General features: G+C 73.0%; 18 protein-coding genes. 12 read left to right on the forward strand and 6 right to left on the reverse strand.

Features of this window, described 5'->3' with window-relative positions; genetic code table 11:
• The first annotated feature begins 10 nt into the window (after window positions 1-10).
• The 10 genes from AC07A4_RS09065 to AC07A4_RS09110 all read left to right on the forward strand — a co-directional run bounded on the left by AC07A4_RS09065 (window position 11) and on the right by AC07A4_RS09110 (window position 14,021).
• A complete protein-coding gene (locus AC07A4_RS09065) occupies window positions 11-943 on the forward strand; it encodes a carbohydrate ABC transporter permease (RefSeq protein ID WP_478595066.1) in 933 nt (310 codons plus the stop codon).
• Between the two features lie 7 nt (window positions 944-950).
• Window positions 951-1,862: a carbohydrate ABC transporter permease gene (locus AC07A4_RS09070; protein ID WP_478595069.1), complete on the forward strand. Its 912-nt coding sequence runs from the start codon at window positions 951-953 to the stop codon at window positions 1,860-1,862.
• 7 nt (window positions 1,863-1,869) lie between these two features.
• Window positions 1,870-3,135, forward strand: coding sequence for a 6-phospho-beta-glucosidase (locus AC07A4_RS09075; protein ID WP_478595072.1), 1,266 nt, complete (start codon window positions 1,870-1,872; stop codon window positions 3,133-3,135).
• A complete protein-coding gene (locus AC07A4_RS09080) occupies window positions 3,126-4,103 on the forward strand; it encodes an N-acetylglucosamine kinase (protein WP_478595074.1) in 978 nt (325 codons plus the stop codon). The genes AC07A4_RS09075 and AC07A4_RS09080 overlap by 10 nt, the downstream gene beginning before the upstream one ends.
• 504 nt (window positions 4,104-4,607) lie before the next feature.
• On the forward strand, window positions 4,608-6,071 hold the full coding sequence (locus AC07A4_RS09085; protein ID WP_478595077.1) for a hypothetical protein: 1,464 nt from the start codon (window positions 4,608-4,610) through the stop codon (window positions 6,069-6,071).
• A 44-nt stretch (window positions 6,072-6,115) separates the two neighbouring features.
• A complete protein-coding gene (locus AC07A4_RS09090) occupies window positions 6,116-7,153 on the forward strand; it encodes a glutamate ABC transporter substrate-binding protein (protein WP_478595079.1) in 1,038 nt (345 codons plus the stop codon).
• Between the two features lie 85 nt (window positions 7,154-7,238).
• Window positions 7,239-8,561 carry a hypothetical protein gene (locus tag AC07A4_RS09095; RefSeq protein ID WP_478595081.1) on the forward strand — a complete coding sequence of 441 codons (1,323 nt, stop codon included), beginning with the start codon at window positions 7,239-7,241 and terminating at the stop codon, window positions 8,559-8,561.
• Complete coding sequence (locus tag AC07A4_RS09100; RefSeq protein WP_478595084.1) at window positions 8,554-11,154, forward strand: serine/threonine-protein kinase; 2,601 nt, start codon at window positions 8,554-8,556, stop codon at window positions 11,152-11,154. The genes AC07A4_RS09095 and AC07A4_RS09100 overlap by 8 nt, the downstream gene beginning before the upstream one ends.
• A gap of 2 nt (window positions 11,155-11,156) precedes the next feature.
• Entirely contained in the window at window positions 11,157-12,551 is a 1,395-nt protein-coding gene (locus AC07A4_RS09105; protein WP_478595085.1) for a protein phosphatase 2C domain-containing protein, read from the forward strand.
• Window positions 12,552-12,677: 126 nt separating this feature from the next.
• Window positions 12,678-14,021, forward strand: a complete 1,344-nt coding sequence (locus AC07A4_RS09110; protein ID WP_478595087.1) for a vWA domain-containing protein — start codon at window positions 12,678-12,680, stop codon at window positions 14,019-14,021.
• A gap of 413 nt (window positions 14,022-14,434) precedes the next feature.
• Here the strand turns inward: AC07A4_RS09110 and AC07A4_RS09115 are convergent, their stop codons facing one another.
• Window positions 14,435-14,605, reverse strand: coding sequence for a hypothetical protein (locus AC07A4_RS09115; protein WP_478595962.1), 171 nt, complete (start codon window positions 14,603-14,605; stop codon window positions 14,435-14,437).
• Here AC07A4_RS09115 and AC07A4_RS09120 point away from each other — a divergent pair.
• Window positions 14,526-16,553, forward strand: coding sequence for an FHA domain-containing protein (locus tag AC07A4_RS09120; protein WP_478595917.1), 2,028 nt, complete (start codon window positions 14,526-14,528; stop codon window positions 16,551-16,553). The two genes, AC07A4_RS09115 and AC07A4_RS09120, sit on opposite strands and share 80 nt — an antisense overlap.
• A gap of 45 nt (window positions 16,554-16,598) precedes the next feature.
• Here the strand turns inward: AC07A4_RS09120 and AC07A4_RS09125 are convergent, their stop codons facing one another.
• Window positions 16,599-17,588: a methyltransferase domain-containing protein gene (locus tag AC07A4_RS09125; protein ID WP_478595089.1), complete on the reverse strand. Its 990-nt coding sequence runs from the start codon at window positions 17,586-17,588 to the stop codon at window positions 16,599-16,601.
• Between the two features lie 85 nt (window positions 17,589-17,673).
• On the opposite strand from AC07A4_RS09125, the gene AC07A4_RS09130 reads away from it, so the two are divergent.
• On the forward strand, window positions 17,674-18,078 hold the full coding sequence (locus AC07A4_RS09130) for a globin (protein WP_478595091.1): 405 nt from the start codon (window positions 17,674-17,676) through the stop codon (window positions 18,076-18,078).
• A gap of 65 nt (window positions 18,079-18,143) precedes the next feature.
• Here AC07A4_RS09130 and AC07A4_RS09135 read toward each other — a convergent pair whose 3' ends face one another.
• From AC07A4_RS09135 to AC07A4_RS09150, 4 genes are all read right to left on the reverse strand, one after another.
• Window positions 18,144-18,830 (reverse strand): DUF8010 domain-containing protein, encoded by a 687-nt coding sequence (locus AC07A4_RS09135; RefSeq protein ID WP_478595094.1) that lies wholly within the window; start codon window positions 18,828-18,830, stop codon window positions 18,144-18,146.
• Window positions 18,827-19,261 (reverse strand): acyl-CoA thioesterase, encoded by a 435-nt coding sequence (locus AC07A4_RS09140; RefSeq protein WP_478595096.1) that lies wholly within the window; start codon window positions 19,259-19,261, stop codon window positions 18,827-18,829. Before AC07A4_RS09140 ends, AC07A4_RS09135 begins: the two co-directional genes overlap by 4 nt.
• A gap of 1 nt (window position 19,262) precedes the next feature.
• Window positions 19,263-20,927 carry an energy-dependent translational throttle protein EttA gene (gene ettA, locus AC07A4_RS09145; protein WP_478595098.1) on the reverse strand — a complete coding sequence of 555 codons (1,665 nt, stop codon included), beginning with the start codon at window positions 20,925-20,927 and terminating at the stop codon, window positions 19,263-19,265.
• A 180-nt stretch (window positions 20,928-21,107) separates the two neighbouring features.
• A complete protein-coding gene (locus AC07A4_RS09150; protein ID WP_478595919.1) occupies window positions 21,108-22,508 on the reverse strand; it encodes an LAETG motif-containing sortase-dependent surface protein in 1,401 nt (466 codons plus the stop codon).
• Between the last annotated feature and the right edge of the window lie 263 nt (window positions 22,509-22,771).

A 22,771-nucleotide genomic window follows, 5' to 3' on the forward strand; every position in this document is an offset into this window, starting at 1 on the left:
GGGCACCGCCATGGCCACACTCTCGCCCCCGGCGCGCCGCAGACTGCGCGTGCTCGGCTTCCTCTCCCCCTGGCTGATCGGCTTCAGCGTCTTCTTCGCGTACCCGCTGATCGCCACCGTCTACTTCTCGTTCATGCACTACAACCAGATCAAGGAACCCACGTTCGTGGGCCTGAAGAACTGGCGGTACGTGTTCGAGCAGATGCCGCTCTTCGGCCCGGCCCTGTGGAACACGCTGTGGCTGGTCGTGGTGATGGTGGCCCTGCGCGTGGTCTTCGGGCTCTCGCTCGGCCTGCTCGTGACGAAGATCAAGAGCGGCGTCGGGTTCTTCCGCACCGCCTTCTACATCCCCTACCTGGCCCCGCCGGTGGCGGCCACCGTCGCCTTCGTCTTCCTGCTCAACCCCGGCACGGGCCCGGTCAACGAGATCCTCGCCAAGGTCGGCATCGACGCGCCCACCTGGTTCAACGACCCCAACTGGGCCAAACCGTCCCTGGTGATGCTGTCCCTGTGGGGCATCGGCGACCTGATGGTGATCTTCATGGCCGCGCTGCTCGACGTACCGAAGGAGCAGTACGAGGCGGCCGAACTCGACGGCGCGGGCTCCTGGGCGAAGTTCCGGTACGTCACCTGGCCCTCGATCACACCGATCGTGATGTTCGCCGTGGTCACCGGGATCGTGCAGACCATGCAGTACTACACGCAGGCCCTGGTCGCCGGGAAGATCGCCTCCGGCGTCAACATCGGCCCGGGGTCGGTGATCCAGCCCGGCTACCCCGACCACTCGACGCTCACGGTCCCCCAGCTCGTCTACTCGATGGGCTTCCAGAACTTCAACACCGGCGCCGCGTGCGTGCTCTCGCTCGTGCTCTTCGCCATCGCCATGGCCGCGACCCTGCTGCTCATGCGCAAGCGCTCGGGCCTGCTCTCGGCGGAGGACTGATCCCACCATGACTTCCACGACACTCAGCGCACCCGCGTCCCCCTCGACGGAGTCCTCCGCGCGCCAGCGCGGACCGGCCGCCGCCCGCGCCCGCCGCAAGCGGATCCTGCACTGGATAGCCGTGCACACCGTGGCGATATCCGTGGCGCTCCTGTTCATCCTGCCCTTCGTGTTCGTCTTCCTGACGTCCGTGATGAGCGACTCCCAGGCGATGAGCGGCGACCTGTGGCCGTCGTCCTGGCACTGGGAGAACTACAAGACCGTCTTCGAGACCGACGGCTTCCTCACCTGGTGGCGCAACTCCCTGCTGTACGCGGGTCTCGGCACCCTGTTCACGGTGTGCTCGGCGATCCCCGTCGCCTACGCGCTCGCCAAGTTCCGCTTCCGGGGCCGCCGCACCGCGATGCTGCTCGTCATCTCGACGATGATGCTGCCGCCGCAGGTCATCGTGATCCCGATGTACCTGGTGTGGGCCCAGCAGTTCCACCTGTCGGGCACGCTGTGGCCGCTGATCATCCCGATGGCGTTCGGCGACGCGTACTCGATCTTCCTGCTCCGGCAGTTCCTGCTCACCATCCCCCAGGAGTACATCGAGTCGGCGCGCGTCGACGGCTGCGGCGAGTTCAGGACGCTGCTCACGATCATCGTGCCGATGGCCAAGCCGGGCATCGCGGCCATCGCGCTGTTCCAGTTCTTCTACTGCTGGAACGACTACTTCGGCCCGCAGATCTACGCCGCCCAGGACCCGGGCTCGTGGACGCTCTCCTACGGCCTGGAGTCCTTCAAGAGCGCCCACATGGTGAACTGGAACATGACCATGGCGGCGACCCTGCTGGTCATGGCTCCGGTCATTGTCATCTTCTTCTTCGCACAGAAGGCCTTCGTCGAAGGCGTCACCCTCACCGGAGTAAAGGGCTGAGACACCCATGAAGCTCGCAGTGGTCGGCGGAGGCTCGACCTACACACCCGAACTCATCGACGGATTCGCCCGGTTGAGGGACACCCTGCCGATCGAGGAACTCGTCCTCGTCGACCCGGCGAAGGACCGCCTCGAACTCGTCGGCGGCCTCGCCCGGCGCATCTTCGCCAAGCAGGGCCACCCCGGCCGGATCGTCACCACCTCCGACGTGGACGCGGGCGTCGCCGACGCCGACGCGGTCCTGCTCCAGCTGCGCGTCGGCGGCCAGGCCGCCCGCCAGCAGGACGAGACATGGCCCCTGGAGTGCGGCTGCGTCGGCCAGGAGACCACCGGGGCGGGCGGCCTCGCCAAGGCCCTGCGCACCGTCCCCGTCGTCCTCGACATCGCCGAGCGCGTGCGCCGCGCCAACCCGAACGCCTGGATCATCGACTTCACCAACCCCGTCGGCATCGTCACCCGCGCGCTCCTGCAGGCCGGGCACAAGGCGGTCGGCCTGTGCAACGTGGCGATCGGCTTCCAGCGGAAGTTCGCCGCACACCTGGGCGTCGAACCCGGCCGCGTGCACCTGGACCACGTGGGCCTGAACCACCTCACCTGGGAGCTCGGCGCGCGCCTCGGCGGCCCCGACGGCGAGAACGTGCTGCCCAAGCTCCTCGCCGAGCACGGCGAGGCCATCGCCGCCGACCTGCGCATGCCGCAGCGCCTCGTCGACCGCCTCGGCGTCGTCCCCTCCTACTACCTGCGCTACTTCTACCAGCACGACGCGGTCGTGGAGGAGCTGCGCACCAAGCCCTCGCGGGCCGCCGAAGTGGCCGCGATGGAGCAGCAGTTGCTGGAGATGTACGGCGACCCGTCCCTGGACGAGAAGCCCGAGCTGCTCGCCAAGCGCGGCGGCGCCTTCTACTCGGAGGCGGCCGTCGACCTCGCCGCGTCGCTCCTCGGCGGCGGTGGCAGCCCGTACCAGGTGGTCAACACCCTCAACGACGGAACCCTGCCCTTCCTGCCCGACGACGCGGTGATCGAGGTGCAGGCGTCGGTGGACGCGCGGGGCGCGCGGCCGCTCGCGGTCCCCGCCCTCGACCCGCTGTTCTCCGGCCTGATCGCGAACGTGACGGCGTACGAGGACCTGGCGCTGCACGCGGCCCTGCACGGCGGCCGCGAGCGCGTCTTCAAGGCCCTCCTCGCGCACCCGCTGATCGGCCAGTACGACTACGCGGAGCGCCTGACGGACCAGCTGATCGCACACAACCGGGAGCACCTGGCGTGGGCCTGAGTTCCGTGCTCGCCATCGACGCGGGCAACAGCAAGACCGACGTCGCGGTGGTCGCGGCCGACGGCCATGTCGTCGGCACGGCCCGCGGCGGCGGGTTCCGGCCGCCGCAGGACGGCGTGGAACCGGCCGTGGACGTCCTCGCGGACGCCGTGGACCGGGCCCTCGCCCAGGCCGGCGCGGCCTCGGTGGGCCACGTCTCGGCCTGCCTGGCCAACGCGGACCTCCCGGTGGAGGAACGGGAGCTGGCGGACGCGCTGCGCCGCCGCGGCTGGGGTACGAGCGTCAGCGTGCGCAACGACACCTTCGCGGTGCTGCGGGCGGGCCTGCTCGAAGACGCGGAGCCGCGCGGCGTGGCCGTGGTGTGCGGGGCGGGCGTCAACTGCGTGGGCATGCTCCCCGACGGGCGCACCGCCCGCTTCCCCGCCATCGGCAAGATCTCCGGCGACTGGGGCGGGGGCGGCGGGCTCGCCCAGGAGGCCCTGTGGCACGCGGCCCGCGCCGAGGACGGGCGCGGCGGGCCCACCGCCCTGATGCGCGCCCTGCCCGCGCACTTCGAACTCCCCTCCATGTACGCCCTCATCGAGGCCCTGCACCTCGGGCACATCCCCGCGGTGCGCCAGCACGAGCTCACGCCCGTCCTCTTCGCCGCGGCGGCGGACGGCGACGTGGTCGCGGGGGCGCTGGTGGACCGGATGGCGGAGGAGGTCGTGGCCATGGCCACGGTGGCCCTCGCCCGCCTCGGCCTCCTTGAGGAGGAGGCTCCGGTGCTCCTCGGCGGCAGCGTGCTCGCCGCGCGCCACCGGCGCCTGGACGACGGCGTCCGGCTGCGCCTGGCCGAACGGGCCCCGAAGGCCGTGCCCCGCGTCGTCACGGAGCCGCCGGTGCTTGGCGCGGCCCTCCTGGCCCTGGACCACGTGACGGCGGCCCCCGCCACGTACACCCGCCTCCGCACCCACTACACCCCCTGACCCCGGGTGTCCTCAATCGCCGGACGGGCTATCTCCCACCCGCCCACCCTTACACCTGCGGCTGCCTCCGCACTCCCCGACCTAGCGGCTCTCGGGTGGGTGGGTGGGTGGGAAAAACAGCCGGAGCAGGCGCACATCCAGCCCGTCCGGCGCCTGAGAACAAGCGCGCAAGCGCGGTGATCCAGCCCGTCCGGCGCTTGAGGACAAGCGCGCAGCGCGGAGATCCAGCCCGTCCGGCGTTTGAGGACGAGGCGCGGAGCGCCAAAGCGGTTGAGCGGGGGAACGGGGGCGGCAGCACCCGGAGCGGGAAGGGGCGGGCCTGGGGCGCACCGCGAGGGAACCGAACACCCGCTCCCCGCGTGTTCCAAGATGCCCCGCCCACCCCCGATCCGCACAAGATCGGGGCAAGCCCTGTGCGGATCCCCACCCCGGCGGCGATACTTGCCGCCGAGCACCGATTCCAAGCCCGGGGGCCAGGGGGGCGAGGACACGGCGCCAAGCCCGATGACCAAGGGGGAGGTCGAGGCCCAGGTGACACACCCACCCGCAGCACCCGAGGCACCACCACCGCCCAAGACGCCCGCACCCACACCGGCGCCCACCCCGCCGAACACGCCCGCGCCCGCCCCCACCCGCGCCACCGCCTGGTCCGAAGGCGTGGACCGCCTCCGCAGGGCCGCGGTCACGGAACCGGGCAGGCTGCGCGTCATCGGTGCCGTACTGGCCGCCCTGGTCGTCGTGTTCGGCGCGGTCACCGCCTGGGAGACGACGTCGCGCGCGGACGCCGCGGACCGCGTCCTGAACCGCAGTCAGCCCCTGAGCACGGACGCCGCCGCGATCTACCGCTCGCTCGCGGACGCCAACACGGCCGCCTCCACCGGCTTCCTGGGCGGCGGCCAGGAGCCCGCGCACATCCGCGAGCGCTACCAGCGCGACATCGACCGGGCCAGCGAGAAGCTGGCGAGGGCCGCCGCGAACGCGGGCTCCGGCGGCGACGGCTCCCCGGCCGCCGCGATCAGCGAACTCAACAAGCTGCTCCCGCGGTACACGTCCCTGATCGAGCGGGCCCGCGCCAACAACCGCCAGGGTCTGCCGCTGGGCGGCGCCTATCTGCGGTACGCGAACACGACGATGCAGAGCGACATGCTCCCGGCCGCCGAGCGGCTGTACAAGGCGGAGAACGAGCGCCTGGACGACGACTACGGCGACGCCAAGCCGTATCCGTGGATCTCGCTGGCCCTCGGCGCCCTCGCCCTGGGCGCGCTCCTGTGGGCCCAGCGCCGCAACTTCCTGCGCACGAACCGGGTGTTCAACGCGGGCCTGCTCGCCGCGACCACGGCGGGCGTGGTGGTCCTGCTGTGGCTCGTCGTCGGCCACTCCGTGGCCCGCGCGCAGCTCACCGAGTCCTATGACGACGGCGTACGGTCCCTGAACGTCCTGAACGACGCCCGGATCAGCTCCCTGAAGGCCCGGGGCAACGAGAACCTGACGCTGGTCAGCCGCGGCGCCGAGACGGTCAGCGTGAACGGCACGGTGAAGGACAAGTTCGACGTCGGCTACCAGGACCAGATGAAGCGGCTCGCCGGGGACTCTGGTCTGCTTTCGCAGGCCGCGCGCCTGGCCGATGACGACCAGGGCGAGGGCCCGGTGGCCAAGGCCGCGAAGAACGTGACCGCGTGGAAGGCTCGCCACAAGGAGGCCCGCGCCAACGACGACGCCGGGGACTACGAGGGCGCGCTCGACAAGATCATCGGCACCAAGAGCGCCGGTTCGACGGGCGACTTCTTCGACGGTGTGGACGCGGCCCTCGACACCGCGCTCACGCACGAGCAGCGCGAGTTCCAGCGGGCCGCCGAGAACGGCAAGGACGCGATGACGGGCCTGCCCGTGGGCGCCGCCCTGCTCGCGGTCCTCGGCGCGGCCGCCGCCGTGATCGGCATCGGCCGCAGGCTTTCGGAGTACAGGTGACCAGGGCCGGCGGGGCCAACGGGCAGAGGGGAGGCACGCGGACGATGCGTACGCGACGTGGCGGGGACGGGCCGGGCGGCGGCCGGGGCGCGGTGCGGCTGCGCGGCTGGGGAGGCGTCGCCACGATGGCGCTCGCCTGTCTCCTCGCGACCGCCCTCGTCCTTGTCCTGCCCCGGCTGAGCGACGGCGAAGGGCGCCGGGCGAGCGCGGGCCCCGGCGACGGCGCGGACCGGGTCACGCAGCAGGCCGCGCCCGCGCGCGCAGAGAAGTGCAAGACGCCGGAGGCGAGCCTGCGCCCCGACGACAAGGACGGCCCCGTCCTCGAAGCGATCAAGAAGCGCCCGGTCAGGAAGCTGATCGTGGGCGTCGACCAGAACAGCTACCGCTGGGGCTACCGCGACCCGAACAAGGAGGAGGACAGGGGCGAGCTCGAGGGGTTCGACATCGACCTCGCGCGCGAGATAGCCCAGCGCCTGCTCGGCGACCGGAAGGCGGTGATCTTCCGCGCCATCCCCACCAACCAGCGCGTCCCCGCCATCCAGCAGGGCCAGGTCGACATGGTCGTCCGCACGATGACGATCAACTGCGAGCGGATCAGGGACGTCGCCTTCTCCACCGCCTACTTCCAGACCGGCCAGCAGGTGCTCGCCCCGAAGTCCTCCAGCGTCACCGGCTACGACGATTCCCTCAAGGGCAAGAAGGTGTGCTCGGCGGAGGGCTCCACGGCGTGGGAGGCCCTCAAGGCGAAGAGCTTCGGTGCCGACATCAGGACCACGGTGCCGAACCAACTCGACTGCCTGGTAAGGCTTCAGCTGGGCGAGGTGGACGCGGTGGTCACCGACGGCGCGCTCGCCGCTGGCCAGGCCGCGCAGGACCCGACGGTCACGCTGAAGGGCAAGCCGTTCACCAAGGAGTACTACGGCGTGGCGATGAAGAAGGGCTCCGACGACTTGGTGCGGCGCGTGAACGACGTCCTGGACGACTACCGCGCGGACGGCTGGAAGCAGTCGTACGCGAAGTGGCTCGCCAAGGACCTCGGCGACAGCTCGGACACGCCGCCGAAGCCGAAGTACAAGGACTGAGAAGTACGACGGAGCACGGCACGGAAGCACGAGCGCTGCGGCCAGACCGGCCAAGCAGCGGCAACGCACAGCGGAGAGGTGATCGATGAGCGTCGCGGGACCCCCCGGCCCTGTGATGGACCGGGACGAGGTGGACCGTGCGCTGGCGCGCCTCGACGCCGAGCACGAGGCGATCGAGACCTCGCTCCTCGCCCTGCAGGACCACGCGGGCCGCCGCCTCCTGGAAGGCGCCGGTCTCACCGGCACCACCGAGGAGCGGTGGTTGGCGACGGACCGTCAGATCACGCTCCTGTGGACGTACTTCGACGCGTACGCGGGCGCCCTGCGCACCGCCCGCGAGGTGCGCGAGCGCAGGCGCTGGCCGAACCGCGACGACCTGACGGAGCTGACGCTGCTGCTGCGCGGCCAGAGCGTCACGGTCGCGGGCGGCTCCGCGTCGGGCGCCGCCGCGAGCATTACGGGACCGGCGAAGCTCACCGAGCGCTTCTCCCTGGAGGAGCTCGTCGCGCGCATGAACGACCTGTACGCGCACTCCCTGGACACCGTCGTCGCCGCCGACGCCGTGTGGTCGGCGCTGCCCGCCCGCATCGACCTGCTCGCCGCCGAGCTCCAGCGCACCCGCCAGCTCGCGCACTCCGTGGGCGTGCGCCCCGGCGAGCACCCCTCGGGCGACGACCTGGAGGCCATCACCCAGGAGCTGACCCTGCTGCGCCAGCAGGTGGTGTCGGACCCGCTGGCGTTCTGGCAGCCCGCGCCGGGCAGTTCGGCCCCCGGCGGCGGCCGCCCGCACACCGACCGCTACGACACCGCAGCCCGCGCCCTGGAGGACGTGCGCCGCGAGATCGACGCCGTCCTCACCGTCCGCCAGGACGCCGAGGCCCGCCTCGGCAAGCTGCGCGACCTGCTCTCGCGCGCGGACCGCACCCTCGCCGAGGCCCGCTCCGCGCGCGGCGAGGTCCTCGCGAAGATCGCCGCGTCCGAGGTGCCCGCCGTCTCCGGGCCGCCGACGGCCCTGCAGGAGCAGCTGGCCGCGGCCGCCGACTACCGCAGGAACGGCCAGTGGCACCGCCTCTCCCCGCTCCTTGAGTCCCTGGAGCGCAAGGCCGAGGACGAACTCCTGCGCGCCCGCGAGTCGCTGACCGCCGTCACGGCGCCGCTCGCGGTCCGCGCGGAGCTGCGCGGCCGCCTGGACGCGTACAAGGCGAAGGTCGCCCGGCACGGCCTCGCCGAGGATCCGCTCCTCGTCGAGCGGTACGACACCGCGCGCCGCATGCTGTGGAGCGCGCCCTGTGACCTGCGCGTCGCCGAACAGGCGGTGCTGCGCTACCAGCGGGCCGCCGCCGAGGCGCTGGCCCCCAGGGTCCCCCAGCCGGGCGGGCCCACCGACCGCAGGGGGACGTATGAGTGAGCACAGCAGCGGGCAGCGTCCGTGCCAGCGGCCCGGGTGCACGGGCGCGTACGAGGACGTCGGCGGCGGCGAGCTGTACTGCGACACCTGCGGGCTCGCCCCCGTGGTGTCGCCGCACGGCATGGTGGGCTCCCCGGCGACGGGCGTCACCGGCGGCGGCAGGGAGGGCCGCGGCACGGGCGGCACCGGCGGTTCGGGCCGTTCGTCGGCCAGCTCCCGGTCCTCGCGCGCCAGTTCCCGCACCTCGCGCTCCCAGTCCTCGCGGCGCTCGGTCTCGGGCCGTCTGTCGCGCTCCCTTTCGGGGCGCGCCTCGGGGCGGTCGGTGTCGGTGCGCAGTTCGGGCTCGACCACCAGCGGGTCGGCGCGCTCCCGGCTCGGCGTGGGCCTGGTCGCCGTGCCGCAGGTGCCGCGCCCCGACCCGCGGCACGCGGTGCGCAGCGACCCGGAGGTGCCCGAGCGCAAGCGGTTCTGCTCGCGTTCGGACTGCGGCGCCCCGGTGGGCCGGGCGCGCGGCGACCGGCCAGGGCGCACGGAGGGCTTCTGCACCAAGTGCGGGCACCCGTATTCGTTCGTGCCGAAGCTGAACCCGGGCGACGTGGTGCACGGCCAGTACGAGGTCGTGGGCTGTCTCGCGCACGGCGGCCTCGGCTGGGTGTACCTCGCCGTGGACCGCGCGGTCTCCGACCGCTGGGTGGTCCTCAAGGGCCTGCTCGACACCGGTGACCAGGACGCGATGGCGGCCGCGATCTCCGAGCGCCGCTTCCTCGCCGAGATCGAGCACGCCAACATCGTGCGGATCTACAACTTCGTCGAGCATCTGGACCAGCGCACCGGCTCCATGGACGGCTACATCGTCATGGAGTACGTGGGCGGCAAGTCCCTCAAGGAGATCGCCAACGGCCGCCGTACGGAGGGCGGCAGACGCGACCCGCTGCCGGTCGAGCAGGCCTGCGCGTACGGCATCGAGGCCCTGGAGGCGCTCGGTCATCTGCACAGCAGGAACCTGCTGTACTGCGACTTCAAGGTCGACAACGCCATCCAGACCGGTGACCAGCTCAAGCTCATCGACATGGGCGCCGTGCGCCGCATGGACGACGACGAGTCGGCGATCTACGGCACGGTGGGCTACCAGGCGCCCGAAGTCGCCGAGCTGGGCCCGTCCGTCGCCTCCGACCTGTACACGGTCGCCCGCACCCTGGCCGTCCTCACCTTCGACTTCCAGGGCTACACCAGCGTCTTCGTGGACGCGCTGCCCGACCCCGACCACATCGAGGTCTTCCAGCGGTACGAGTCGTTCTACCGCTTCCTGGTCCGTGCCACCGACCCCGACCCGGCCCGCAGGTTCGCCTCCGCGCAGGAGATGGCCGAGCAGCTCACCGGCGTCCTGCGGGAGGTCGTGGCGCTGCAGAGCGGCAAGCCCCGGCCCGCCCTTTCGACGCTGTTCGGGCCCGAGGTGAAGGTGACGGACACGCAGCTGTTCGAGGACGTGGAGGGGGAGGTCTCGGTCCTCGGCAGGCGGGGCGCGCCCGGCGGCGCGGGCGCGGCCGCTGCCGGAGCCCCCGGGCGGCCCGGCGGCGCGGCGGGGGAGAACGGCGCCGACGCCCCGGTGCCGGTGCGGCCGCTGGACGCGCCCGCCGTGGCCCTGGCCCTTCCGGTGCCCCGGGTGGACCCCACCGACCCCAACGCGGGCTTCCTCGCCGGGCTCGTGGACTCCGCGGGCGGCGGCGAGCTGATCGCCGCGCTCCAGGCGGCGCCCGCGCGCTCGGCCGAGCTGCGCCTGCGCGAGCTGCGCGCCCGCCTCACGCTCGGCGAGCACGGCCCCGCCGCGCACGCCCTTCAGTCCCTGGAGAAGGAGTACCCCGACGACTGGCGGGTCGTCTGGTACCGCGGCGTCGCCTCCCTCGCCACCGGCGACCAGGAGAACGCGGCGCTGTCCTTCGACGCGATCTACGACGCGTTCCCCGGCGAGCCCGCGCCGAAGCTCGCCCTCGGCGTCTGCGCCGAGGTCCTCGGCCAGCTGGACAACGCCGCCGAGTACTACCGCCTGGTGTGGACCACCGACCCGAGCTACGTCAGCGCCGCCTTCGGCCTCGCCCGGGTGCAGCTGGCCACGGGCGAGCGCGCGAGCGCCGTGCGCACCCTGGAGTCGGTGCCGGAGTCGTCGATCCACTACACGGCGGCCCGGGTCGCGGCGGTGCGGGCGCGGCTGCGCCAGCGTATGACGTTGGCCACGGCGGGCGGCCCCGGCGCGGAGTTCCTGGGTGATCTGACGGCCGCAGCGGGGCAGGTGGAGGCGCTCGCGGGCTTCGGGCTCGACGCGGTCCGCAGGGAGCGTCTCGCGACCGAGGTGCTCGGCACCGCCCTTGACTGGGTACTCTCCGGTAGGCACTCCGGTCACGCGACCGCGCCGTCGCCGGTCTCGGGCGACAGCACGTCACGGACCGTACTGCTCGGCAGCGACCTGGACGAGCGCGGCCTCCGGTTCGGCCTGGAGCGCGCGTACCGGACGCTCGCCCGGCTCGCCCCGAGCGGCGAGGAAAGGATCGACCTGGTGGAGCGGGCAAACCGTTTCCGCCCCCGGACGTGGGTGTGAGGATGTCGCAGATGCACCAGATGTCCGCGTGCCCCAGCTGCGAGTGGCCCCTGGACGCGGGCGACTTGTACTGCGGCGCGTGTGGCTACGACCTCTCGGCGGTCCCGGTACCGCCGGACGACCGCCCCACGCTCGTGATCAACGGCTTGCCCCGCTCCGCCGCCGCGGAGCCGCCCGCGGCCGCCGCCGAGTGGCCCGCGACCCCCGACGGCACCCGGGGCGCGAGCGACATCGGCACGGGGACCACGCAGGACGCGGACGACGTGCGCGTACGGGACAGCCGCGACGCCCACGCCCAGGGCGACGCGCGGGGCAGCGCGCCCGGCGAGGCACACGGCGGCGCGCGCGAGGAGCCCCGGCACGAGGCGCCGCGGCACGCAGGTGAAGACGGTGCCGCGCGGGAGCCCGACGACTACCCGCTGCCCGCCCCCGCGCCCCAGCCCGCCGCTGCCGCCGCACCCGCCGCCGCACCCGCTCCGGCGGCCAAGGTCTGCGTCGCCTGCCGCGCGGGCGCCGTCGCGCCGGACGGCTACTGCGAGAACTGCGGGCACGCCCAGCCGCGCGAGCGCGACCACATGGAGCAGGAGCTCGGCCCGGTCGCCGCCGTCAGCGACCGGGGCCTGCGCCACCACCGCAACGAGGACGCCTTCGCGATCTCCGCCACCGCCCTGCCCGACGGCTCGCCCGCCGCCGTCGCCATCGTCTGCGACGGCGTCTCCTCGGCGACCCGCCCCGACGAGGCGTCCCTGGCCGCGTCCCGCGCCGCCGAGGCGCTCCTGCGGGCGGCCCTGCCGCGCGGCGTCCACCCGCAGCAGGCCATGCACGAGGCGATCGTCGCCGCCGCCGAGGCCGTCAACGCGCTCGCCGACGAGCCCACCTCGGCCCGCGAGCACAAGCCGCACCAGAACGCGCCCGCCTGCACCCTGGTCGGCGCCGTCGTGACCAACGGCACCCTCGTCGTCGGCTGGGTCGGCGACAGCCGCGTCTACTGGGTGCCCGTCGACCGCACCGGACCCGCCGTCCGCCTCACCGAAGACGACTCCTGGGCCGCCCAGATGGTGGCCGCGGGCCTGATGAACGAGGCCGAGGCGTACGCGGACGAGCGCGCCCACGCCATCACCGGCTGGCTCGGCGCCGACGCGTACGAACTGGAGCCGCACACCGCTTCCTTCAAGCCGGACCGCCCGGGTGTAGTGGTGGTGTGCACCGACGGCCTGTGGAACTACGCGGAGGCGGCAGAGGAGATGGCCGCGGCCGTGCCCGTCGACGCCGCGCTGCGGCCGCTGCACAGCGCCCAGGCCCTCGTCGGGCACGCGCTCGACGGCGGGGGCCACGACAACGTAACAGTGGCGGTCCTGCCGTTCCCCGCCGCGCCGCGAGGGGCAGGATCGGCCTAGCGGTCAGGGCGCGACAGCGCGCCCGCGCCGGGACGCGGCCCGAGGCGGGCCGCCGTACGCCCGCACTTCATCCGTGCGCCCACCGTGTGGGAGCGCCGTGGGAACGCCTGAGGGGGAGCAGCAACCATGGCCAATTTCTCGAAGTCGACCGTCCCGCAGTTCACGGTCGACGTCTACCAGAACGAGTACCTCCCGGAGGGCGGCCGGGAGGTCAACGCGATCGCCACGGTCACCTCGACCGGCGGCGGCACCCTGGGGGCCGCCGTCAGCGCGCCACACCTGTACGGCTCGGGCCAGGGCCCGGACGCCGCCGTGGTGGTCATGGTCGACTGCTCGGGCTCGATGGACTACCCGCCGACCAAGATGCGCGGCGCCCGCGACGCCACGGCCGCCGCCGTCGACGCCCTGCGCGACGGCGTGCACTTCGCCGTCGTCGGCGGCACCCACGTCGCCAAGGAGGTCTACCCCGGCGGCGGCCGCCTCGCCGTCGCGAGCCCGCAGACCCGCGCCCAGGCCAAGGAGGCCCTGCGCCGCCTCAGCGCGGGCGGCGGCACCGCCATCGGCACCTGGCTGCGCCTGGCCGACCGGCTGCTCGCCGCCGCGGACGTGTCGATACGGCACGGCATCCTGCTCACCGACGGCCGCAACGAACACGAGTCACCGGACGCCCTGCGCGCCTCGCTCGACGCCTGCGCGGGCCGCTTCACCTGTGACGCCCGCGGCGTCGGCACCGACTGGGAAGTGAAAGAGGTCACAGGTATCGCCTCGGCGCTGCTCGGCACCGCCGACATCGTCGCCGATCCGGCGGGCCTGTCCGCGGACTTCACGCGGATGATGGAGGCGGCCATGGGCAAGGAGGTCGCCGACGTCAGCCTGCGGCTGTGGACGCCGATGGGCGTGGAGATCGTCTTCGTGAAGCAAGTGGCGCCCACCGTCGAGGAGTTGACCGACCGGCGCACCGAGGCCGGGCCCCGCGCGGGCGACTACCCGACCGGATCCTGGGGCGACGAGTCCCGCGACTACCACATCTGCGTCCGCGTCCCCGGCGCCGAACTCGGCCAGGAGATGCTCGCGGCCCGCGTCTCCCTGGTGGTGCCGGGCGCCGACGGCGGCGTCCAGACCCTGTCCCAGGGCCTGGTGCGGGCCGTGTGGACGGACGACATGGCGGCGTCCACCTCCATCAACCCGCAGGTCGCCCACTACACCGGGCAGGCGGAACTGGCCCAGGTGATCCAGCAGGGCCTCGACGCCCGCAAGCTCGGCGACCTGGACGGCGCAACGGCCAAGCTCGGCCGGGCCGTTCAGCTCGCGAGCGCCTCCGGCAACGAGGACACCGCCAAACTGCTCGCGAAGGTGGTGGACGTCGTCGACGCCACGACAGGTACTGTTCGATTGAAGGCGCGCGTCGCCGAGGCCGACGAGATGACGCTCGAGACGCGCTCGACGAAGACGGTGCGCGTGAAGAAGTAACGCGCCGCGGGCACAGCGCGCGGCGCGGGAGAAGAGCCGGACGACGTGGCCGTCGTCATACGACGTCAGGGAACGTCGTGATACGACGGCGCGGTACGTCTTACGTTTACATCGGTACGCCGGTGCGGCTGCGCGTCCGCGCGTAGCGTCTGTACGTCCGGTGCGCGCCTGTACTCCTGGTGCGCGTCCGGCCGTACCGCACCGCCGTACCACCGCACCACCGCACAGCCAGAGCACGTGGCCCTCGGGCCGCCGAAACGGCCCTCGGGCCGAAGAAGGAGAGGGGGAAGCGCCGACATGCCGACCTGCCCGAACGGACACCAGTCGGGTTCCGACGACTGGTGCGAGGTCTGCGGTCACCGCATGGCTGGTGCCGTACCACCGCCGCCTCCCCCGCCGCCCCCGGCGTACGGCTATCCGCAGCCCGCGTCGGGGCAGCCAGGACCGCCGCCCGGTCCCGGGCGCCCGCACCTCTCGGCGGTGCCCGACGCCCCCGAGCCCCAGCTGTGCCCGCAGTGCCGCACCCCGCGCGAGGCGAACGCCCCGTTCTGCGAGGAGTGCCGCTGGAACTTCCTGACGAACACGGCGACGTCGTACACCCCCGCGGCGCCCAACCCGCCCCTGCCGACGTCTCCCGGGATGCCGGGGGGCGCGGGCGGTCCTGGCGGGCCTGGGCCTGCCAGGCCCGGGTTCGACGGACCTGGCCGTCCCGGGGGGCCGGGTGGGCCTGGCGGGCCTGGCGGGCCTGGTGGCCCCGGCGGTCCTGGGTTTGACGGGCCCGGTGGGCCTGGCCGACCCGGGTTCGACGGACCTGGCGGTCCCGGCGGGCCTGGCGGTCCCGGCGGGCCTGGCTTCGACGGGCCTGGCCGTCCCGGTTTCGACGGGCCCGGTGGGCCTGGGGGGCCTGGACGTCCCGGTGGGCCTAGGGGCCCTGGCGGGCCTGGTGGTCCTGCGTTTGACGGGCCTGGCGGGCCCGGTGGGCCTGGCGGGCCTGGGCGTCCCGGTTTCGGTGGCCCGGGTGGGCCCGGGTTCGACGGGCCCGGTGGGCCCGGGGCGTCCGGTCCTGGTGGGCCGGGTGGCCCGGCTGGGCCTGGCGGGCCCGGTGGGTCCGGTCCCTTCGGTGGACCTGGCGGTCCCGGTGGCCCGGGTGGTCCGGGTGGGCCTGGCGTGCCCTCCGGTCCTGGTGGACCTGGCGGCCCAGGTGCGCACGGCGGTCCCGGTGGGCCCGGCGGTCCCTTCGGCGGCCCGGAGCGCCCCGGTCCGGGGGGCCACGGCGGCCCTGGGGGTCCCGGTGCGCCCGGCGGCCACGGTGGCCCGGGTGGTCCCGGCGGCCTGAACGGCCCGGGGGGCCCGGGTGGGCCCGGCGCGCCCTCCGGTCCTGGTGGACCTGGCGGACCTGGCGGCCCGGGTGCCCACGGCGGTCCCGGCGGTCCGGGTGGACCCGGCGGCCCCTTCGGCAGCCCGGAACGCCCTGGCCCCGCGGGCGGTCCCGGTGGACCCGGTCAGGGTGCCCCCGGCCCGTTCGGTGGTCCCGGCGGTCCTGGTGGCCCCCATGGCCACGGCGGTCCCGGTGGACCCGGTGCACCCGGCGGCCCCAATGGTCCGGGTGGGCCCGGCGCCCCTGGTGGTCCCGGCGGTCCCGGCGGCCCCAACGGCCCTGGCAACCCCAACGGCCCCGGTGGCCCCGGTGGCCCCAACCCGTCCCACCAGTTCCCCCCGTCCGCCGGTTCCGGCGGCCCGCAGGCCCCTGGTGCGGACTCCTTCGACTACCAGGGCTCCCGGCCCTCGCAGGTGAACCGTCCGGCCGAGCCGATCCCGCCCTTCGGCGGCGGCCCGTCCGCGACGCCGACGCCCGGCGGCCCCGGTGGCCCCGGCGGCCCCGGTGGCGACCAGGGTCCGAGTGCCGCGCAGGCCTTCCAGCAGGGCCCGCCCGCGTTCCCGCGCGAGACCGGCGCCCCGCAGGGTCCCCCGCAGCCAGGGCCCGGCCCTTCGGGTCCGGGAGCCGGTGGCGCGGACGACTGGGTGCTCTCGCCGCCCGCCGCCGGTGCGCCCGGCGGCCCGGGCGGCCCCGGTCAGCCGTCGGGCGGCCCGCAGGGCTTCCCCGGCGCCGGTGCCCCGCGGTCGCCCGGGACCTGGTCCGTGACCGTCGGCCCCGACCGTGAGTACTTCATGGCGATGATGCAGCGCAGCGGCCCCGAGGCCGCGGGCCTGAACCTGCCCGCGTACTCGCCCGAGCAGCACCGCCCGCTGGTCGGCAACCAGATCGCCATCGGCCGCCGCCGCCACTCCACCGGCGACACCCCCGACATCGACCTGTCGGTGCCGCCGGAGGACCCGGGCGTCTCGCACCAGCACGCGCTCCTGGTCCAGCAGCCCGACGGCGGCTGGGCGGTCGTCGACCAGAACTCCACCAACGGCACCACCGTCAACGGCGGCGAGGAGCCCATCCAGCCGTTCGTCCCCGTCCCCCTCCAGGACGGCGACCGGGTGCACGTGGGTGCCTGGACGACCCTCACCATCCGGCGCGACTGACACCCCGGCCCCGGCCGGACCCGAAGGGCCGTACGCCCGCCGCCGTCACAGCGGCCAGGCGTACGGCCCTTCGGGGTCATCCAGCCACGCCCACGCGTACTCCCCCCGTACCGTCACCCCGAACCGCTCCCGCACCGGCCGTCGCTCCCGCTGCCACAGCGCGAGCGCCTCATGCGGATCGAGCGTCCCCGCGGTCAGCTCGAGCAGGAAGCGGAACAACTCGCTCTGCAGCGCCCTGCGCGGCAGCCCGCCGATGTACGGCTCGTGCGGCGGCCGGCCGCTGCCGCCGCGCAGCGGCACGAAGTACGCGGGCGTGTGCAGGAACCGCCCCTCCGCGTGCTCGGCGTCCCGCACCCGCAACGCGATGAGACCGGTCGCGAGCGGCGCGAGGACGAGGGCTCCGGGGCGGCACTGCGCGAGCCACGGCCGGGGCACGGAGGCCAGCGTGCACGTCGCGATGATCCGGTCGAACGGCGCCCGCCGCGCACACCCCGCGGCACCGTCCCCCGTCACCACCGTCGGCCGGTACCCGGCGGCGGCGAGGTGCCCGCGGGCCGACTCGGTGATCTCGGGGTCCAGGTCCACGGTCGTCACCCGCCCGTCCCCGAGCCGGTGCGCGAGCAGCGCCGCGTTGTACCCCGTACCCGCCCCGATCTCCAGGACGTCGTACGCCCCGCCGTCGCCGACCCTGAGCTCCACCAGCATCTTGGCCATGAGCGAGGGCTGGCTGCTGGAGGAGACCAGGTCCCCGTCCCGCACCCGCGTGGCCAGCGGCGCGTCCGCGTACGCCCCGCGCAGCCAGCGCGCCCGCCGCACCGGGTCGGGGTCCTCGCCCCATAGCCGCTCATAGCCCCCGGCCGCGCTCACGTAGTAGTAAGGCACGAACAGGTGCCGCGGCACCTGTTCGAAGGCGGCCCGCCAGCCGGGGTCGCCCGCGAAGGCACCGCCGGCCTCGATCTCCCGCACCAGAGCGTCCCGCGCCTCGGCGACGAGGACGGGGTCGGGTTCGTCCCTGAGCGGAGCATGCGCACCCATACCCCCACTGTGCTGCTCCCGGCGGCCCGATGCGAGTGGTCCTAAGCCTTCCGTCCTCGGCCGCGACGTCTGAGACCATGGAGGCGTGAATGAGATTCCGCGCGGCACGCTTCAGGAGCAGACCTTCTACGAACAGGTCGGCGGCGAGGAGACCTTCCGGCGCCTGGTGCGCCGCTTCTACGAGGGCGTCGCCGAGGACCCCCTGCTGCGGCCGATGTATCCGGAGGAGGACCTGGGCCCGGCCGAGGAGCGCCTCGCGCTGTTCCTGATGCAGTACTGGGGCGGTCCGCGCACCTACAGCGACAACCGCGGCCACCCCCGCCTGCGGATGCGCCACGCCCCCTTCGCCGTCGACCGCGCGGCCCACGACGCCTGGCTCAAGCACATGCGCGACGCCGTCGACTCCCTCGGCCTCTCCGAGGAGCACGAGCACACGCTGTGGAACTACCTGACGTACGCGGCCGCCTCCATGGTCAACACGGCGGGCTGACCACCCGCTCCGGTCACCGGACACCGGCCACCAGTCATGGGTCGGCCAGGTGACCGGTCAGCCGGTCAGCTGGGCGTGACCGACAGCGACCCGACGCCCGCCTGACGCAGGGCGACCGACCCGTACGGCGTGCGCAGCCGCAGCCACACCCCCGCCTCGAGCAGCGTCAGGTCCTCGCCCCGCAGGAACCCCAGGGAGTGCGCCGCGTGCGTGGCCCGCACCGGCATCCCCGTCCCCGCGACCGTGCGGGACCAGATCTCCCGGCCCACCCGGTCCAGCTCGGCCCGCACGCGCCGCTCCGGCGCCAACTCCTCGACCCGCGCCCGGAACTCGGTGACGGCCCCCTGCACCAGGTCCCGCAGCGCGGACGCCGACGGCAGCCCGGCGACCTGCCGCCAGCCGCCCCGCGGCGGCAGCACCCCCGCCCACGGCGGTCCGGTCACCGCCGCGGGGACGACCACGGTGCCCGCCGTCTCCACGACCTGCGCCGACTCCCCCACGGACTCCAGGAGTTCACCAGCCGACACCGTCACGTCGAGCGAGGTGTCGAGCCCGTGCTCGTACGGCTTGGCGAGCCGTGCCGTACGGATCGCGAGCACCTCGAACGACGGCGGCCGCCCGAACACGGCGAGCGTCTCCCCGGCCGCCTGCAGCCGGACCGCGGCCGCCTTGTCGTAGTGGATCAGGCGGGCCAGGAAGGCGGCGAGGTCCCCCGCCTCCCCGGCATCCGCGAAGTGCAGCCGCACGGTCATGCGACCAGCGCCTCCGCACCACCGGCGGAGTCGTCCTGGTATCCCTCCAGGACGGCCCGCTCCTCGGCCGTGATCCGCCGCGGCCGCTGCGCGCTCAGGTCGAACGGCACGACCACCGTCGACGCCCGCGCGTACACCTGCCCGGCGTCCTTGATCTCGTACGAGATCGTCAGCGAAGCGGCGCCTATCTTCGTCACCCACGACTCGATGGTGACCGGCTCGTGCCGGTGCACCAACGGCCGCAGATAGTCGATCTCGTGCCGCGCCACCACGGACCCTCCGCGGAACGACGGGCCGTCGTCCGACGAGAGCCGGAACATGAAGTCGATCCGCGCCTCTTCCAAGTACCGCAGGAAGACCGCGTTGTTGACGTGCCCGAAGGCGTCCATGTCCGACCACCGCAGTGGGCAGCTGTACAGATGACGGGCCATGTCAGCCCCGGGTGAGCTTCTTGTACGTGGCACGGTGCGGACGGGCCGCGTCCGGGCCGAGGCGCTCGACTTTGTTCTTCTCGTACGACTCGAAGTTGCCCTCGAACCAGTACCACTTGGAGTCGCCCTCGTAGGCGAGGATGTGCGTGGCGACCCGGTCGAGGAACCAGCGGTCGTGGGAGATGACCACAGCCGCACCGGGGAACTCGAGCAGCGCGTTCTCCAGCGACGACAGCGTCTCGACGTCGAGGTCGTTCGTCGGCTCGTCGAGGAGCAGCAGGTTGCCGCCCTCCTTGAGCGTCAGCGCGAGGTTGAGGCGGTTGCGCTCACCACCGGAGAGCACACCGGCAGGCTTCTGCTGGTCAGGACCCTTGAATCCGAAGGCGGAGACGTACGCCCGCGAGGGCATCTCGACCTGGCCGACGTTGATGTAGTCGAGCTCGTCGCTCACCACAGCCCAAAGGGTCTTCTTCGGGTCGATGTTGGCGCGGCTCTGGTCGACGTAGGAGATCTTGACCGTCTCGCCGACCTTGATCTTGCCGGAGTCCGGCGTCTCCAGGCCCTGGATCATCTTGAACAGCGTGGTCTTGCCCGCACCGTTCGGACCGATGATGCCGACGATGCCGTTGCGCGGCAGCGTGAAGCTCAGGTCATCGATCAGGACCTTGTCACCGAAGGCCTTCGACAGGTTCTCGACCTCGACGACAATGGACCCGAGCCGCGGCCCCGGCGGAATCTGGATCTCCTCGAAGTCCAGCTTCCGCATCTTGTCCGCCTCGGCGGCCATCTCCTCGTAACGGGCGAGGCGCGCCTTGGACTTGGCCTGACGCCCCTTGGCGTTGGACCGCACCCACTCGAGCTCTTCCTTGAGCCGCTTGGCCCGCTTGGCGTCCTTCTGCCCCTCGACCTTGAGACGCGTGGCCTTCTTCTCCAGGTAGGTGGAGTAGTTGCCCTCGTACGGGTGGGCGCGGCCGCGGTCGAGCTCCAGGATCCACTCGGCGACGTTGTCGAGGAAGTACCGGTCGTGGGTGACCGCGACGACGGCGCCGGAGTACTGGGAGAGGTGCTGCTCCAGCCAGTTCACGGACTCGGCGTCGAGGTGGTTGGTGGGCTCGTCGAGGAGGAGCAGGTCGGGCGCCTCGATGAGGAGCTTGCAGAGCGCGACACGGCGCTTCTCGCCACCGGAGAGGTTCACGACGGGCCAGTCGCCGGGCGGGCAGCCGAGCGCGTCCATGGCCTGCTCGAGCTGGGCGTCCAGGTCCCACGCGTTGGCGTGGTCCAGGTCCTCCTGGAGCTTGCCCATCTCTTCCATGAGCGCGTCGGAGTAGTCGGTCGCCATGAGCTCGGCGACCTCGTTGAAGCGCTTGAGCTTGCCCATGATCTCGGCGGCCCCGTCCTGCACGTTCTCCAGGACCGTCTTCGACTCGTCGAGCTGCGGCTCCTGCATGAGGATGCCGACGCTGAACCCGGGCGACAGGAACGCGTCACCGTTGGACGGCTGCTCGAGCCCCGCCATGATCTTCAGCACCGTGGACTTACCAGCGCCGTTGGGACCCACGACACCGATCTTCGCGCCGGGCAGGAAGCTCAGGGTGACATCATCAAGAATCACCTTGTCGCCGTGCGCCTTGCGCGTCTTGCGCATGGTGTAGATGTACTCAGCCAAGAGGAACCGTCCGGCAATCAGTGTGTGGGCAGATACACCCCATCTTGCCTGACGGCCACCCCCCGGCGAAAACCGGATAGCCGTGCGGCCCGCTGGGGTCCCGGGGGCGTGGCCCGGTGTGCCGGGCCGCACACCCCCGGCGTGTGGTGCTCGCTGGGTGATCGTGGTGTCACGGTGTGTTCAGTCGTCGGTCGCGGGCGCCGCCGGGTCCTTCCTCTTGCGCAGCAGGAACACCGCGCCGCCGCCGACCACGACCAGGGCGATCGCGATCCCGGCTATCAGCGGTGTCGCGTTCGATCCGCCGGTCTCCGCGAGGTCGCCGCCGGAGGAGCCGCCCGCAGATGCGGGGCGAGGCTGGGGCGCGGCCTTGGCCTTGCCGGCGACGCTGACCGCGTTGCCCTCGGTCCGGCAGTCCAGGACGCCCATGAAGCGCTTCTCGAAGCCGCCGGGGCCGGTGATCGTGAAGTCGTAGGGCTGGTCTTCCTGCAGCGGTATCGTCACCGTGCGTGTCTCACCGGCCTTGATGGTGTGCTTGAACCTCATCAGGCGGAAGGTGAACGGCGCGTCTCCCTTGTTGCTCGCCGTGATGTCCACGCCGCGCGCGGCGCAGTTCTTCTCCGCGGACAGCGCCGGTATCGCGCCCTTCTTCGCCCAGTGCGCGGTCGCCGTCGCGGACACCGTCGACTCGCTGGAGCCCGCGAGGATCTGTGTCTGGCTGCGGGTCTCGGAGGTGAAGGCCCGCCCGACCGGCACGGTCGTCGACGCCTGCACGTCCAGCGAGGCCATGCCGTCCGGCGTGCCCTTGGGGACCGCGAAGTACAGCTTGCTGCCGTCGGCCGCGGACTTCACCGGCTTGCCGTTCTTGCCGACGACCTTCACCCCGGTGGTCGAGTCCGCGGGCGGGATGACGGTCACGCTGTCCGCGTCCGTCCGCACCGTCACCGGGCCGAGGCGCTGCCCCGCGTGCCCGGACACGGCGGGCGGGTCCAGCGTCAGGGACGCCTTCGGCTCGGAGCTGCGGCGGGCGCTGCGCTCCAGATAGTCCGCGAGCTTCTCGGCGCTCGGGTCCACCGCCCGCACCTTGGACTTGACCGACTTGTCCGAGTAGCGCCAGATCGCCACCTGGGTGCCGGCCGCGGCCGTCTCCTCGGTGAGCGAGCGCGCGCCCGCCTTGTGCGCCAGTGCCGCGAGGTCGTTCACCCGGGGGTAGGAGTGGCGCAGGATCCAGCGGATCTTGCCCGCGTCGCGGTTGCCGTGCAGCGAGGTGCCGCGCCACGGGGTCTCTTTGTACTGCGCGTCCTTCTGTGTGGGGTTGTGGATGTCGACGCAGTACGTCTGCAGGGTGCCGCCGTTGTCGACGGACATCTCGAACAGGCCGGCGGGGACTCTCTGACTACCGCCCCGCTCGTGGATGACCGCCTGGCCGTGGGTCTTCAGGCCGTCCAGGGTGGCGGTGGCCCCGCCCCGGTACGGCGGGGCGTCCGTCGCGACGGACGCCGCCGCGGTGGCCGTCACGCCCGCCGAGACGAGCCCGGACGCGACCAGCGCGGCGGCGAGGCGCACGGCGCCCCGGCTCCGTATGGACAACGCAGCAAACACAGAATTCCCCTCCGGGCGGAACCGATTCACATGGGGGGGACGGGTTCCGCCAGCAGACCCAACCGAGCAGAGTCACCTGCCGACCGCTCCGCCTCGGGCCTCACGAGCCCCACGGAGCCACGCCCGGCATCCTAAAGACGGGGCGCATCCCGATTCCCGGTGCTGCCGTCTGATAACCGATCCGAATCGGAATCGTTATCCCCAACGGCCCTTCTGAGCTGGGCATATCGACAAATCCATGGTTC

The organism is Streptomyces sp. NPDC043996 (assembly GCF_056435225.1).